The organism is Pseudomonas solani (genome assembly GCF_026072635.1).
GTDB lineage: Bacteria > Pseudomonadota > Gammaproteobacteria > Pseudomonadales > Pseudomonadaceae > Metapseudomonas > Metapseudomonas solani.
In genome coordinates this window covers 5,776,027-5,790,250 of sequence record NZ_AP023081.1, presented here as the reverse complement: position 1 = coordinate 5,790,250, position 14,224 = coordinate 5,776,027, and the positions used below count along the sequence as shown (strand labels likewise).

General features: G+C 68.3%; 11 protein-coding genes. 5 read left to right on the top strand and 6 right to left on the bottom strand.

Features of this window, described 5'->3' with window-relative positions:
• The first annotated feature begins 9 nt into the window (after positions 1–9).
• The 5 genes from PSm6_RS26140 (at position 10) to tagQ (ending at position 7,963) form a co-directional block, all read left to right on the top strand.
• On the top strand, positions 10–3,150 hold the full coding sequence (locus PSm6_RS26140) for a serine/threonine-protein kinase (RefSeq protein ID WP_265168691.1): 3,141 nt from the start codon (positions 10–12) through the stop codon (positions 3,148–3,150).
• Positions 3,150–3,866: an ABC transporter ATP-binding protein gene (locus PSm6_RS26135; RefSeq protein WP_184490496.1), complete on the top strand. Its 717-nt coding sequence runs from the start codon at positions 3,150–3,152 to the stop codon at positions 3,864–3,866. Before PSm6_RS26140 ends, PSm6_RS26135 begins: the two co-directional genes overlap by 1 nt.
• Entirely contained in the window at positions 3,866–5,068 is a 1,203-nt protein-coding gene (locus tag PSm6_RS26130; protein ID WP_265168689.1) for an FtsX-like permease family protein, read from the top strand. The genes PSm6_RS26135 and PSm6_RS26130 overlap by 1 nt, the downstream gene beginning before the upstream one ends.
• Positions 5,061–6,758 (top strand): formylglycine-generating enzyme family protein, encoded by a 1,698-nt coding sequence (locus tag PSm6_RS26125; protein ID WP_021217494.1) that lies wholly within the window; start codon positions 5,061–5,063, stop codon positions 6,756–6,758. Before PSm6_RS26130 ends, PSm6_RS26125 begins: the two co-directional genes overlap by 8 nt.
• Before the next feature lie 227 nt (positions 6,759–6,985).
• Positions 6,986–7,963 (top strand): type VI secretion system-associated lipoprotein TagQ, encoded by a 978-nt coding sequence (gene tagQ / locus PSm6_RS26120; protein WP_021217493.1) that lies wholly within the window; start codon positions 6,986–6,988, stop codon positions 7,961–7,963.
• Between the two features lie 160 nt (positions 7,964–8,123).
• Here the strand turns inward: tagQ and PSm6_RS30310 are convergent, their stop codons facing one another.
• The 6 genes from PSm6_RS30310 to PSm6_RS26085 form a co-directional block, all read right to left on the bottom strand.
• Complete coding sequence (locus PSm6_RS30310) at positions 8,124–9,449, bottom strand: methyl-accepting chemotaxis protein (RefSeq protein ID WP_286672675.1); 1,326 nt, start codon at positions 9,447–9,449, stop codon at positions 8,124–8,126.
• 125 nt (positions 9,450–9,574) lie between these two features.
• Complete coding sequence (locus PSm6_RS26105) at positions 9,575–10,654, bottom strand: protein-glutamate methylesterase/protein-glutamine glutaminase (protein WP_265168688.1); 1,080 nt, start codon at positions 10,652–10,654, stop codon at positions 9,575–9,577.
• Positions 10,651–11,160 (bottom strand): chemotaxis protein CheD, encoded by a 510-nt coding sequence (locus PSm6_RS26100; RefSeq protein ID WP_111264215.1) that lies wholly within the window; start codon positions 11,158–11,160, stop codon positions 10,651–10,653. Before PSm6_RS26100 ends, PSm6_RS26105 begins: the two co-directional genes overlap by 4 nt.
• Positions 11,153–11,962, bottom strand: a complete 810-nt coding sequence (locus PSm6_RS26095; protein WP_021217489.1) for a CheR family methyltransferase — start codon at positions 11,960–11,962, stop codon at positions 11,153–11,155. The genes PSm6_RS26100 and PSm6_RS26095 overlap by 8 nt, the downstream gene beginning before the upstream one ends.
• Positions 11,963–11,975: 13 nt before the next feature.
• Positions 11,976–12,509, bottom strand: coding sequence for a chemotaxis protein CheW (locus tag PSm6_RS26090; RefSeq protein ID WP_265168687.1), 534 nt, complete (start codon positions 12,507–12,509; stop codon positions 11,976–11,978).
• Positions 12,510–12,564: 55 nt separating this feature from the next.
• Complete coding sequence (locus PSm6_RS26085) at positions 12,565–14,199, bottom strand: methyl-accepting chemotaxis protein (RefSeq protein WP_265168686.1); 1,635 nt, start codon at positions 14,197–14,199, stop codon at positions 12,565–12,567.
• Positions 14,200–14,224: the final 25 nt, after the last annotated feature.

Here is a 14,224-nt window from a genome sequence, read left to right as displayed (position 1 = left end):
AAGACCAGCATGGACATAGAAATTCCGGGGTATGAAATCGAGCGCGAGCTGGGCGACGGCGCGATGGCCGTGGTCTACCTGGCCACCCAGCGTTCGCTGGAGCGCAAGGTCGCGCTGAAGGTGATGGCCGCGGCGCTCGCCGCCGACGCCAGCTTCTGCGAACGCTTCCTGCGCGAGGGCAAGACCCTGGCGCGGCTGTCGCATCCGCACACCGTCACCATCCACGACATCGGCAACGTCGGCAGCCTGTACTACATGGCCATGGAGTACCTGCCCAACGGCACGCTGAAGGAGCGCATCAACGCCGGCCTCAGCCCCGAGCAGGGCCTGGTCTGGCTGCGTCAGATCGCCTCCGCGCTGGGCTACGCCCACGCCCAGGGCCTGGTGCACCGTGACGTCAAGCCGACCAACATCCTGTTCCGCGCCGACGGCGGCGCGGTGCTCTCGGACTTCGGCATCGCCAAGGCGCTGGACGACCGCACCCAGTTCACCCAGGCCGGCTTCGCCGTCGGCACCCCCAGCTACATGAGCCCCGAGCAGGCGCGCGGCCTGGAAATCGACGGCCGCGCCGACCTCTACGCCCTGGGCGTGGTGCTCTATGAAATCCTCACCGGCAAGCTGCCCTATGTCGGCTCCGACTCGCTGTCCACCGCCCTGGCGCACCTCACCGAGCCGCTGCCGGAGCTGCCCATCGCCCAGGGTCGCTACCAGGAGATCCTCACCCGCCTGTTGGCCAAGGACCCCAAGGACCGCTACCCGGACGCCGCCGCGCTGATCGCCGCCCTCGACCGCCTGCCGACGCTGCCCGCAGCGGCCCCGGCGGACGACGACGGCGCCACCCAGTTCCGCCCCCTCGGCCTGCCGCCGACCCCGCCCGCCGCGCAGACCGGCAGCGGCATGACCGGGCTGACCCCGGTCTCGGTGACCATGCCGCCCCTCGACGCCCCCGCGCCGCCGACCCAGGTGCCGCCGCCGGCGACACCCCCGGCCACGCCGCCCAAGAAGGGCAAGCGCGCCTCGGTGCTGGACACCGAACTCAGCGCCGCTGCCGCCCAGCCCTCCAGCGGCCCCAACCGCGCACCGCTGATCGCCGCCGCCGGCCTGGCCGTGCTCGGTCTCGCCGGTATCGGCGGCGGTGCCTACTGGTGGCTGAACCAGTCGCCGGCCAAGCCCGACACGGCCCAGGTCGACGGCGGCCAGGTCGATGGCGGTGCCAGCGGCACCACCGGCGGCGAAGGCGACAAGCCGGCAGACAGCGGTTCCAGCACTGACGCCAAGCCCGTGGGCAACCAGGACGGCGGCAGCCGGCCGTTGATCATGGCCGGCAAGAAAACCCTTTTCGAACGCGTGCTGAGCAAGCCCGGTGCGCGCTTTGCCAGCGCCGCCGGCGCCCAGGCCGACGGTGCGCCGGTGCCGGCGTTCTCGGTGTTCTACGTGTACGCGCGCAAGGTCGTGGGCGGCACGCCCTGGGTGGAAGTGGGCGCCTCCAGCGATGGCCACCGCGATGGCTGGCTGCCCCTGGACAAGCTCAGCGACTGGAAGCAGAGCCTGGTGCTGAAGTTCACCGAACGTTCCGGCCGCTCGCCGGTGATGTTCCTGCGTGACCCGGACCAGGTCGAGCTGTTCCTCGCCGATTCCAACAAGGCACGCAACGCCGTGCACCAGGCCCAGTTCGGCGACAGCAGCGACCCCGAGATCGTCGCCATCGAGCCGGCCGCCAGCGCCATTCCCCAGGACCAGTTCTACCTGCTGCCGATCTTCGATTCCCGCGAGAGCTTCGACGCCAGCGGCCAGCCGGTGCAGCTGCTCAACGTCGCCTCCATCGACCCGGGCGACACGCCCCAGGTGAAGGGCGAGGGCAGCGCGCCGGCGGCGAAGACCGATGCCTTCCGTACCGCCATTGTGCTGGTGGTGGACACCTCGGTGTCCATGCAGCCCTACATCGACCGCGTGCGCGACGTGGTGCACGAGTTGCACAACCAGATCGCCGCCCGGGGCGAGCTGGACAGCGTCAGCTTCGGCATGGTCGGTTTCCGCAGCAACACCGACAAGACGCCGGGCCTGGAGTACACCGCCAAGACCCTGGTGAGCCTGGACGAGGGGCGCAACCCGGACCAGTTCCTGCAACTGGCGCAGCAGGTCAAGGCCACCAACGTCTCCAGCCACGACTTCAACGAGGATGCCTTCGCCGGTGTCATGGAAGCGGTCGACGGCATGGACTGGAGCGGCTACGGCGGGCGCCTGATCCTGCTGGTCAGCGATGCCGGCGCGATCCGCAAGAACGACCCCCTGGGCCGTACCCAGATGAACGAGGCCGAGGTCCGCGAGGCGGCGCTGCGCAAGCAGATCAAGATCTACGCCCTGCACCTGAAGACCGACGCCGGCAAGAAGAACCACGGCTTCGCCGAGCAGCAGTACCGCAGCCTCACCGCCGATGCCAACCCGCAGATCGGTGACCTGTACATCCCGGTGGCCGGCGGCGACGTGAAGAAGTTCGGCGACAGCATCGGCGAGATCGGCAGCGTCTTTGCCGACCTGGTGCACAAGGTGCGCAGCGACGCACCGCTGGAGGCGCCGGTGGCGGGCAACAGCATCGCCGCCAAGACCGCCGCCATCGGCTACGCCATGCACATGGACTTCCTCGGCCACAAGTCCCAGGCCCGTGCGCCGCAGCTGGTGACCGCCTGGACCTCCGACCGCGACCTGACCAACCCGCAGCTGCCGGCCTTCCAGGTCTGCGTGCTGCTGACCAAACTGCAGCTCAACGACCTGCAACAGTCGCTGAAGGTGATAGTCGACGCCGCGCGCCGCACCCAGAGCTCGCCCAAGGACTTCTTCCAGGAGATCGCCAGTGCCAGTGCGCACATGGCCCGCGACCCCTCGAAGCTGACCCGTGGCAGCAACCTGGCGCAGAGCGGCATCCTCGGCGAGTACCTGGAAGGGCTGCCGTACCGCAGCAAGTCGCTGAACATGAACCAGGACCTGTGGCTGTCGCTGTCGGTGGCCGAGCAGGAGGACTTCATCGACGAGCTGGACTCGAAGATCCGCCTCTACGAAACCTTCCACAACGACACCGCCAACTGGGTGCGCTTCGGCGACGCGGCGCCCGGCGACGCCCTCTACCGCGTGCCGCTGTCGACGCTGCCCTGATGCTCAGGCTTCGCGACCTGCGCAAGACGCGGGGGCAGGGCGCCCAGCGCTACAGCCTGGAAATCCCCAGGCTGGACCTGCGCGCCGGGCAACGCCTGGCCCTGGTCGGCCCCAGCGGCAGTGGCAAGAGCACGGTGCTCGACCTGCTGGCGCTGATCCTCTCGCCGGATGCCGGCGGGGTGATGGAATGCGAGCTGGACGGGCGCGTGCGCGATGTCACCGCGCTCTGGCGGCAGGGTCGCAACGACGAACTGGCGGCCCTGCGCGGTCGCGGCATCGGCTACGTGCTGCAGACCGGCGGCCTGCTGGGTTATCTCGATGTGGCCGGCAATATCGGCCTGTCCCGCGCGTTGCTGGGCATGCCCGACGACGACACGGTGCGCCACCTGGCGACCCACCTGGAAATCGCCGACCAGCTCGGCAAGCGCCCATCGGCACTCTCGGTGGGGCAACGCCAGCGCGTCGGCATCGCCCGTGCCCTGGCCCACCGCCCGCGCCTGCTGCTGGCCGACGAGCCCACCGCGTCCCTCGACCCCATCAACGCCGAGCGGGTGATGCAGCTGCTGGTGGAACAGGCCCGCGCCCACGACCTGTGCCTGGTGGTGGCGACCCACGACCAGGCCCTGGCCGCCCGCGCCGGCCTGACCCCCTTGCCCCTGGCGCTGCAACGCGGCGTCGACGGCGGCGTCACCGCCACCCTGGCGGAGGCCGGCTGATGCGCAAGGGGCTGCTCGCCACGCTGGCCTGGCACGACTACCGCAACGAGGCGCGGCTCTCGGCCTGTGCGGTGCTCGCGCTGGTGGCCGTGGTGGCTCCGCTGCTGGTGCTCTTCGGCCTCAAGCACGGCCTGGTCAGTACCCTGACCGAACGCCTGGAGCGCGACCCCGCCGTGCGCGAGGTGATTCCCCTGGGCGGCGCCCGCTACAACCTCGACAGCATCGCCGCGCTGGCCGTGCGCCCCGAAGTGGCCTTCGTGGTGCCGCGTACCCGGCAGATCGCCGCCACCGTTGACCTGCACGCTGACGGCGGCAGTCAGCCACTGACCGTGGAGATGGTGCCCACCGCCGAAGGCGACCCGTTGGTGCCAGCCGAGCAGCTGCCCCGGGGCAGCGGCGAGGTGGTGCTCAGCCAGCGCGCCGCCGAGCGCCTGGGCGTGAAGGTGGGCGACGAGCTCACCGCTGCCTTCGGCCGCTCGGTTTCCGGCACGCCCGAATACCAGCGCACCCGCGTGAAGGTGAAGGCGGTGCTGCCCCTGGAGGTCTTCCAGCGCCAGGCCCTGTTCGCCCGACTGGACCTGCTGGAAGCGGTGGAGGACTACCGCGACGGCCTGGCCGTGGAGCGCTTCGGCTGGCCGGGCCGCGAAGCCGCCGGCACACGGGCGCGGGTCTACCCCGGCTTCCGCCTCTATGCCCGCGACCTCGATGCCGTGGAGACCCTGCGCCTGCACTTCGCCGAACACGATCAGGAAGTCGCCACCCAGGCCGAAGCCATCGCCCAGGTGCGTTCATTGAGCCGCAACCTCACCCTGGTGTTCTGGATCATCGCCGGGCTGGCCCTGGCCGGTGCCTTCGCCGCCATGGCCGCCAGCACCCTGGCGGCGGTGGAGCGCAAGCGCCGCGAACTCTCGGTGCTGCGCCTGCTGGGCTTCTCCACCGCCGCACTGGTCGGCTTCGTGGTGCTGCAGGCGCTCTACACCGGCACCTTCAGCCTGGCCCTGGCGGGCGTGCTGTACCTCGCCGCCGAGACCGGGCTCAACCACTTGTTCCAGTCGGCGGCGGGCGAATCCGCCTGCCGCCTGCTGTTCTCCCATTACCTGCTGGCGTTGCTGGCGACCCTGGCCTGCAGCGCATTGGCTGCGGCCACCGGTGGCTGGCGTGCGGCCCGAATCGAAGCTTCGGAAGGATTACGTGATGTTTAAGTTGCTGACAGTCGCATTCTCACTGTCCCTGGCGGTGGCCTCGGCGCACGCCGACCCGGACCCGCTGTACAACCCCAAGCCGCTGCCGGACGACGTCAGCCTGCCGCTGCCCTGCGATGGCGAGATGGTCTTCCGCTACGTCTACGTGCTGGCCAAGGGCACCCTGGACGACCGTGAAGTGAGCCTCGGCTACCCCTTCAGCGAGAGCGAGACCGGCTACCAGCAGTCGTTCATCTCCGGTTATCGCCGCGACTACATCAACGGCCAGTTCACCCTGTCCGACCTGTCCAAGGACTGGCAGGCCAAGCTTTCCGGCAGCCTGCCGAAGCCGGAGAAGGGCACGCCGCTGAAGCCGATGCTGTACTTCGTCGGCAAGTACGAGGTGACCCAGCGCCAGTACGACCTGGTGATGGCCCAGGCGGCCTCCCTGGCCGGCCAGGGTGAGGCGCCGGCCTGCGAGCCGGCACCGGCGGGTATGGCTTCGCGTCTGCCCAAGGTCAAGCTGTCGCGCTTCGAGGCCGAGCGTTTCGGCGCCGTGTACAGCGCCTGGCTGCTGAAGAACCACCGCGACCTGCTGCCCATCAGCGGGCGTGGCAGCAAGGCCGAGGACGGCGGCGTCGGTTTCGTGCGCCTGCCCACCGAAGTGGAATGGGAGTTCGCCGCCCGTGGCGCCCATGCGGTGAGCCGCCAGGAGCTGGAAGCACGGCTGTTCCCGCGCAAGCAGGAAGGCGCCGAGGGTGACGGCCCGCTGGGCGACTGGGCGGTGTACAACCAGGTCGCCGGTGGCACCGGCCAGGCCGCGCGCCTGCTGCCCATCGGCTTGAAGAAGCCCAACCCCATCGGCCTGTTCGACGTCATCGGCAACGCCGCCGAGATGGTCCAGGAATCCTTCCAGCTGGTGCATGCCGGGCGTCGGCAGGGCACCTACGGCGGCTTCGTGGTCAAGGGCGGCAACTACCTGGAAGGGGAGATGACCCTGTTCACCGGCATGCGTCGCGAGTACCCGCTGTTCGCCGCCGACGGCACCGAGCAGCAGAACGAGACCACCGGCTTCCGCGTCGCCATCGGCGCGCTGTCGGCGCCGCGTTCGCGCTACAAGGACCTGTTCGAGCAGTGGAAGGCCGAGGGCCGCGCCTCCTCGCTCACCGATGAGATCGCCGACGACCAGGACCCGACCCAACTGCTCGACAGCATCATCGCCGGCAGCACCGACACCGAATTGCAGGGGCGCCTGGCGCTGGTCAACGAGGAGCTCAAGCGCAACATTTCGCTGATCGCCAAGCAGCGCGAAGAGGCGGCGGGCAACCTGATCCAGTCCGCTGCACTGGTGGCCGAGACCATCAACAACTACAACATCCGCCTGACCAACCTGAAGAAGAGCCGTGACCAGGCGAAGACCGCCAAGGACGAAGCCTCGGTCAAGCTTTACGAGAGTGCGATGGCCAACGGTAAAACGGCACTCGACGGCGCCGTGGCGATCTATATTGACAACCTGGCGACCGGTACTCGCTATACCGATGCGGTGATCCAGGCGCAGTTCCAGCGGACCAAAGAAGAACTCAATCGCAACCCGGTGCTGGGCAAGAGTCTCGTGACGCGCGCCACGCTTTTCGTCAAGCATGTGGGCGAGTATCGTCAGCAGCGCAGGGCGGACCCGGAAGCGATTCTGAAAGAACTGCTCGGCCCCTGAGGCCGCGCTACAAGGACGGCGTTTTAGGTGGCTTCCGTGAAGCCTTAATGGATTGGCAAGCCACTGAGAAGCGTAAGCGAGGCCGCCAGCGCAAGGCGAAAGCAGGCGAGAAAGCGGAGTCTACGAGCTGTAGATGAGCATTTCGAGACTGTTTTCAACGCTGCGATGGCAACGCAGATAGCTTCTCAGCGGCTTGTTAGACAAACTCAAGAACGAGAGCATCGACCATGGCAACCCCACGTAACATTCCCGCATTTTCCGCAGTACGCACCGCACTGTTCACCGCCGTCACCTGCACCAGCGTGCTGCTCACCGGCTGCGCCGGGATGGGCTCCCCCAGCTCCAAGGTCGCGGCCAGCACCAAGGCCGAGTACTACCCGCAGTGCTACCAGCCGGTCAGCCAGCTGCGCGCCTCCGACCAGGCGATGACCCAGTCGGTCGCCACCGGTGCCATCGCCGGCGGCGTGATCGGCGCCCTGGCGGGTGGCCTTTCCGGCGGTGACCACGCCGGCCGCAACGCGCTGATCGGCGCAGCGGGCGGTGCCCTGGTAGGCGGCGCAGCGGGTTACTACAGCGCCCGTCAGCAGCAGATCGCCGACGACAACGCGCGCATTGCCTCCTACGCCAGCGACATCGATCGCAGCAGCGGCGAGATCGACCGCAGCATCCAGTACGCCAGCGCCGCGCAGAACTGCTACCAGCGCGAGTTCGCCTCGCTGCAGGCCTCGCGCAAGGCCAAGACCGTCAGCGAGACCGAAGGCCGCCTGCGCCTGGCCGAGATCGTCAGCGGGCTGAACGAAACCAACGCCCTGATGGCGGCCGTCGACGGCCGTGCCGGCGAGAACATCAACACCTACACCCAGGCCTACGAGAAAGACCTGCAGACCGTCGGTGTCGAGCGCAAGGACGTGAGCCAGGTCGTCGCTGCCGAGACGCCGGTCACCCCGGCTACCACCAAGACCACGACCAAGACCAACACCAAGACCACCACGTCCAAGACCACCACGCCGCCGAAGAAGACCACCGCCACTGCCAAGGCCGTGCCGAAGGAAGCGGTGAGCACCGAGCGCACCCTGCAACAGGCCGAAGCCAAGCGCGCCGAAAGCCAGAAAGTCGCCAGCCGTGGCCAGACCATGGTCAGCGATGTGTGCAACAGCCCCGACATGGGTGACTGGGCCCCGGCCAGCTGCGCCTCCAAGGCCTGACCCCTCGGCAGGCCCCTCCAGCCCGCCGCCTGCATCACCCGCCCGTCTGGGCGGGTGATTGCCTTCCAGCGACAACCCTTCCTGTTTTCACCTCGTACCCGAGAGCGATGCTGCGTGCCGCCGGGTGGCCCCTGGACCGTGCCGGGGGGCTCGGGCCTGCTCAGTGGCCCCGCAGCGTGCGGGTGAAGCGCTGGATGGTGTCCACGACCCGCTGGGCTCCCTCCTGGATGCTCTGGATGGCCCGGCCCGCCTCGTTGGCCAGGCGTACACCCTGGTCCACCTTCTCGCAGCTCTCGCGCATGCTGCCGACGGCTTCCTGGGCCAGCTCATGGTTGCGCTTGACCACCTCGACAATCTCCTCGGTGGCCCGTGCGGTGCGTGCGGCGAGGTTGCGCACCTCGTCCGCCACCACCGCGAAGCCACGGCCTTGCTCACCGGCGCGCGCCGCTTCGATGGCGGCGTTGAGGGCCAGCAGGTTGGTCTGGTCGGCGATGCCACGGATGGACTGTACGATGCTGTTGATCACGTCGGACTGCTGGCTCACGGCGCCGATCCGCTCGGCGGCATGGTTCAGCTCCCCGGCGATGCCCTGGACCAGCGCCACGGTGCGATTGACCACTTCTGCGCCACCCTGGGCCTCGGCGTCGGTCTGCTGAGCGGTCTCGTACGCCACGTGGGCCGCTTCGGACTCGGCCTGCTGCTCGAGCACCTCGATGGTGATGTCGGAGGCGAACTTGACGATCTTGTACAGCTTGCCGCGGGTGTCGAAGACCGGGTTGTAGCTGGCCTCCAGCCAGATGACGCCACCGTGGCTGTTACGCCGTTCGAAGCGACCGCTGACGTACTCGCCCCGGTTCAGGCGCTGCCAGAACTGCTGGTAGCCGGGGTTGCCGGCTTCCTCCCTCGAACAGAAGATCCGATGGTGCTTGCCGACGACATCCTGCGTGCGATAGCCCGTCACCGCGAGGAAGTTCTCGTTGGCGGCGACCACCTCGCCGGCCGGGTTGAATTCGATGACCGCCATGGAGCGGTTGAGGGCATTGATGATCGCGTCCTCCTCATGTTCGTGCATGAGGTTGGCGCTGATGTCGGTGGCCAGCTTGATCACCTTGGTGACCCGCCCGCTGGCGTCGCGTACCGGGTTGTAGGTGGCCTCCAGCCACACATCGTGCCCCTGCTTGTCCAGCCGCAGGAAACGCTCGCGGATGAATTCGCCCTGGGCCAGCCGCTCCCAGAAGCGCCGGTATTCGGCGCTGTCGGCCAGCGCGGGTTCGCAGAACAGGCGGTGGTGCCGGCCGGAGATCTCGTCCAGGCGGTAGCCCATGGTGCGCAGGAAGTTGTCGTTGGCCGCGACGATGGTGCCGTCGGGCAGGAACTCGATGATGGCCTGGGAGCGGTCCAGCGCGTCGCGCAGGGCGTGTGCCGTGGCCAGTTCATCCTGGCACCTGGCCAGTTCGTTTTTCAGGGTTGCACTGAACAGGATCATTTCACGTCGCTCCAAGGTGGCGTCGGGCGTGTGGGGGGCTACACGCACACCCGGATTCCAAAGGGCCCAGCGGCACCGGCGACCGAGTGGGGAAGTCGCCGACTGCGCATCGCCGGGCCACGAACTCAGGGGCGGTCGCCCCTCAAAATCTGGGCCGGGATCTGCTCCAGGGGGATTTCCCGTCGCACCGCGTCCAGCTTGCGGGCTTCCTTGGGCATGCCGTAGACCACGCAGGTGGCCTCGTCCTGCCCCAACGTGTAGGCGCCGGCTTCGTACATTTCCCGCAGGCCTCGGGCACCGTCATCGCCCATGCCGGTCATGATGATGCCGGTGGCGTTGGCGCCGGCGGCGCGGGCCGTGGAGCGGAATAGCACATCCACCGAGGGCTTGTGGCGGGACACCGGCGGCCCGTCGACGATGTCCACCACGTATTGCGCGCCGTTGCGCTTGAGCAGCATGTGGCGGCCACCGGGGGCAATCAGCGCGCGGCCGGGAATCACCCGGTCGCCGTGGCGCGCCTCGCGCACCTCGATCTGGCAGAGGCCGTCCAGCCGTGCGGCGAAGGCCGCGGTGAATTTTTCCGGCATGTGCTGGACGATGACGATGCCCGGGCAGACCCGGGGCAGGGCGGTAAGCACGTATTCCAGGGCCTGGGTGCCGCCGGTGGAGGTGCCCAGGGCGACGATGCGCTCGGTGGTGCGGGTCATGGCGGCCGGCCCGCCGGCCGGCAGGATGGCGTCGGCGCTGAGCTTGGGCGCCACGGCCGGCGTGGCGGACGCGGGGGCGCCGAGCAAGCGCTTGAGGCGCGCCTGTGACGCGGCCTTGATGGCCCCCACCAGCTCCTCGGTGGCCTCGATGAGGAACTGGCGCAGGTTGCCCTGGGGCTTGGTGACGATGGCCACAGCACCGGCGGCCAGGGCCTCCATGGTGGTGGCCGCGCCTTTCTCGGTCAGGGTCGAGCAGATCACCACTGGCGTGGGTCGCTCCACCATCAGCTTCTTCAGGAAGGAGATGCCGTCCATGCGCGGCATCTCCACGTCCAGCACGATCACGTCCGGCCAGTTGCGGTTCATCCGCTCCAGGGCGAACAGCGGGTCGGCGGCGGCCCCGATCACCTCGATGCCGCTATGACCGGACAGGCTGCCGGTCAGTACCTGCCGAACGACGGCGGAGTCGTCGACGATCATCACCTTGATCTTGTTCATGGCGAGCAGGCCTCGTAGCGCCGACTGGCAAGTTGTTGCGGGTTGGGGTGGCGGAGCGCGACGTTGCCGCTCCACACGTCGAAGATCAGGTTGCGGTAGCCCTCGCCGCCGACGTGGCGGGCGTGGCAGGCGAGCCCGTGGGCGGCCAGCAGGGCCAGGCCGGCCTCGACGTTCTTGTGGCCGATGTGCCGGCGCTCGCGGCTGCCGAACATGTTGCCACCGCCGAACAGGCTGACCCGGTAGTCCGTGGCGCGGGTGCCGCTGTCGCGGATCTCCTGCAGCAGCTGGTGCAAGGCTTCGTCGGCGTAGCGCCCGTCCGGTTCGCGGCCCGGGTGGCGGCAGGTGGGCAGCATGTAGTGGCACATGCCCCCCAGCAGCGCCTCGCGGTGCCAGAGCACGATGGAGACGCAGGAGCCCAGCAGGGTGCGCAAGCGGGTGTAGCGGTCGCCGAAATACAACTCGCCCGGCTGCAGGAACACCTCGATGACGCCCTGGGGCTTACGCATGGGGCCTCCGGTAGATCGACGGGCGCACCGATTGCAGCTCGTCGCTGATGCCATTGAGGCTTTCCGAATGACTGACCAGGAAATAGCCGCCCGGGCGCAGGCGTGCGCAGAGGCGCTGCACCACCTGGCGCTTGGTGTCGGCATCGAAGTAGATCATCACGTTGCGCAGGAAGATCACGTCGAACACGCCCACGTCCGGCAGCGCGTTGTTGAGGTTGATCTGGCGGAACTGCACGCGGCGCTTGAGGGCCGGGTCCAGGGTGAACAGCCCTTCGTTGCGCCCGGTTCCCCGCAGGCAGAAGCGCTGGCGCAGGTTGCCGGGGATGCCTTCGGCGTCTTCCAGCGGGTAGAGCCCGGCCCGGGCCTTGTCGAGGATGCGGGTGCTGATGTCCGAGGCGAGGATCTCCCAGGGGCGGGCGGCGACGGCGTCAGCCAGCAGCAGGGCCAGGGTGTAGGGCTCCTCGCCGCTGGAGCAGGCGGCACTCCAGATGCGCAGCGGGCCGCTGCCGCTGCGCAGCTCGGTGCCCAGCTTCTCGCGCAGGAATTCGAAGTGCTTGGGCTCGCGGAAGAAGTAGGTCTCGTTGGTGGTCAGCAGGTCGACGGCGATCTGCAACTCACTCTTGTCCTTCATCAGCAACTGGTAGTAGTCGCCGTAGCAGCCCAGGCCGAAATGGCGCAGGCGCTTGCTGAGCCGGCCGGCGATGAGCTGGCGCTTGGCTTCCGACATGGCGATGCCGGCGATCTCGTGGATCATCCCGCGGAACTGCTGGAACTCGCGGTTGGAGAGGCTGAGATCGGTCATGGTGGGCTCCCGGTCAGGCCGACTGTTGCAGGTCGGCGGTGGTGCCGACGTCGGCCAGGCGCTGCAGATCGTCCAGGGACAGCACCTGGCCGATGTCCAGCAGCACCACCAGGCGGCCGTCGAGCTTGGCCATGCCGTGGATGAAGTCGGTGCGGATGCGGGCGCCGAAGCGGGGGGCCGGTTCGATGTCCTGTGTGCCGATCTCGATCACGGCGTTGACCGCCTCGACGAGGATGCCCATCACCTGGCGCAGGTCGTCGCGTTCCACCTCAAGGATGACGATGCAGCTGCGCCGGCTGATGGCGGTGTGCCCGGCGCCGAGGCGCTGGCGCAGGTCCATGATCGGCACCACGCCACCGCGCAGGTTGATCACCCCCAGCACGCAGGGCGGCATCATCGGCACCGGGGTCAGGTGGCCGTACTCGATGATCTCGCGCACGCTGCGGGTGCCGACGGCGAACACTTCGTCGGCCAGGGTGAAGGTCAGGTACTGCTCGGGCGCATCCGGCTGGGCGGCGTCGCCGGGGCGGCTGAAGACGCTGGACATGCTTCGCTCCTGGGGGCACCGGCAGGTGCCCCGGTCACGGTATCGAAAGGTCGGGTCAGTGCTGGAAGCGGACGAAGCCGGCCGGCACTGCGTCGTCGAAGGCGTCGTCACGGTCCTCCACCACCCTGAGGGAGGCCTTGCGGGCCGCACCGGCCTTGCCCTTGGCACTGGCGTCACGACCGGCCTTGCCGGCGCTGGCGACCTTGAAGAAGTCCATCAGCTGCTGCAGTTGCTCGGCCTGGCCGCTCATCTCCTCGGCGGTGGCGGCCAGCTCCTCGGCGGAGGAGGCGGACTGCTGGGTGATCTCGCTGAGCTGGTTCATCGCGGTGTTGATCTGGCTGACGCCTGTGGTCTGCTCTTCCGAGGCGGCGGCGATCTCCTGCACCAGGTCGGAGGTCTTGCCGATGGAGGGCACCATCTGGTCCAGCAGGGTGCCGGCCCGCTCGGCCAGGGAGACGCTGCTCTTGGCCACTTCGCTGATCTCCAGAGCGGCCACCTGGCTGCGTTCGGCCAGCTTGCGCACCTCGGCGGCCACCACCGCGAAGCCCTTGCCGTGCTCGCCGGCGCGGGCGGCCTCGATGGCGGCGTTGAGGGCCAGCAGGTTGGTCTGGTAGGCGATGTCGTCGACGATGCCGATCTTCTCGGCGATGGTCTTCATGGCCGCCACGGTGTCGCGCACGGCCTGGCCGCCTTCGTCGGCCTCACGGGCGGCCTTGCCGGCCATGCCGTCGGTGACCTTGGCGTTCTCGGTGTTCTGCGCGATGGAGGCGGACATCTGCTCCATCGAGGCGCTGGTTTCCTCCACCGAGGCGGCTTGTTCGGAAGCGCCCTGGCTCATGCTCTGGGCGGTGGCGGAGATCTGCTCCGAGGCGCTGGTCAGCGAGTCGGCGTTGCTGCGCACCTCGCCGATGATCTGGCTGAGTTTCTCCACCATGGTCTTGATGGCCGCCAGCATGCTGCCGGTGTCGCCGGGCTTGGTCTCGACGGTGGCGGTCAGGTCGCCGGCGGCGATGCGGCTGACCACGTCCACGGCGTAGGCCGGTTCGCCACCCAGCTGGCGCAGCAGGTTGCGAGTGACCAGCCCGCCGATCAGGCCGATCACCAACAGGGTGACGGCAGAGACCACGATGGAGATCAGGGTGGCCTGACCGAGGGTGGCTTCGGCCCGTTGGCCGCCTTCGGTGGCCATGCGGATGTTGTAGTCACGGTGCTTGCTCAGGGCCTCGTTGAGCGTGGCGATCTCGTGGCTCTGCAGCGCGACCATGCCGTCCCGGGCCAGCTCGTTCTCATTGGCCCTGGAATGGGTCAGCACCTTGTTCGCGCCGATGATGAAGGCCTCGATGGCCTTGCGGTCAGTGGCCAGCAGTTGCTCGTCTTCGCTGTCGGAGAGCAGCTTGGTGTACTCCTCGATGGCGGACTGGATGGCGCCCTCGTTGTCGAGCAGGCCCTTGTCCAACTCCTTCATGGCGGCCTCGTCGGTGGTGAGGATATGGGAGTAGGTCCGCTGGATCTGCTGGTTGAGCGCATTTCGCAGGGTGTTGATCGCCACGATGCTCGGCACCGAGTTGATGTTGGCGTAGTTGGCGGCGGTGTAGACCTGGTTCATCTGCTGATAGGCGACCCCCGAGAGCAGGAGGATGCCGAGCAGGGCGGACATCACCAGGAGGATCATTTTCTTGCTGATGGTCATTTTCAGGACTCCTGTGCGCGTCTGC

Bases quoted from the DNA above. Each gene is read 5' to 3' on its own strand.
- PSm6_RS26085 (WP_265168686.1), bottom strand. From the start codon at position 14,199: ATGACCATCAGCAAGAAAATGATCCTCCTGGTGATGTCCGCCCTGCTC.
- PSm6_RS30310 (WP_286672675.1), bottom strand. From the start codon at position 9,449: ATGATCCTGTTCAGTGCAACCCTGAAAAACGAACTGGCCAGGTGCCAG.
- tagQ (WP_021217493.1), top strand. From the start codon at position 6,986: ATGGCAACCCCACGTAACATTCCCGCATTTTCCGCAGTACGCACCGCA.
- PSm6_RS26090 (WP_265168687.1), bottom strand. From the start codon at position 12,509: ATGTCCAGCGTCTTCAGCCGCCCCGGCGACGCCGCCCAGCCGGATGCG.
- PSm6_RS26135 (WP_184490496.1), top strand. From the start codon at position 3,150: ATGCTCAGGCTTCGCGACCTGCGCAAGACGCGGGGGCAGGGCGCCCAG.
- PSm6_RS26140 (WP_265168691.1), top strand. From the start codon at position 10: ATGGACATAGAAATTCCGGGGTATGAAATCGAGCGCGAGCTGGGCGAC.
- PSm6_RS26105 (WP_265168688.1), bottom strand. From the start codon at position 10,654: ATGAACAAGATCAAGGTGATGATCGTCGACGACTCCGCCGTCGTTCGG.
- PSm6_RS26130 (WP_265168689.1), top strand. From the start codon at position 3,866: ATGCGCAAGGGGCTGCTCGCCACGCTGGCCTGGCACGACTACCGCAAC.
- PSm6_RS26125 (WP_021217494.1), top strand. From the start codon at position 5,061: ATGTTTAAGTTGCTGACAGTCGCATTCTCACTGTCCCTGGCGGTGGCC.
- PSm6_RS26100 (WP_111264215.1), bottom strand. From the start codon at position 11,160: ATGCGTAAGCCCCAGGGCGTCATCGAGGTGTTCCTGCAGCCGGGCGAG.
- PSm6_RS26095 (WP_021217489.1), bottom strand. From the start codon at position 11,962: ATGACCGATCTCAGCCTCTCCAACCGCGAGTTCCAGCAGTTCCGCGGG.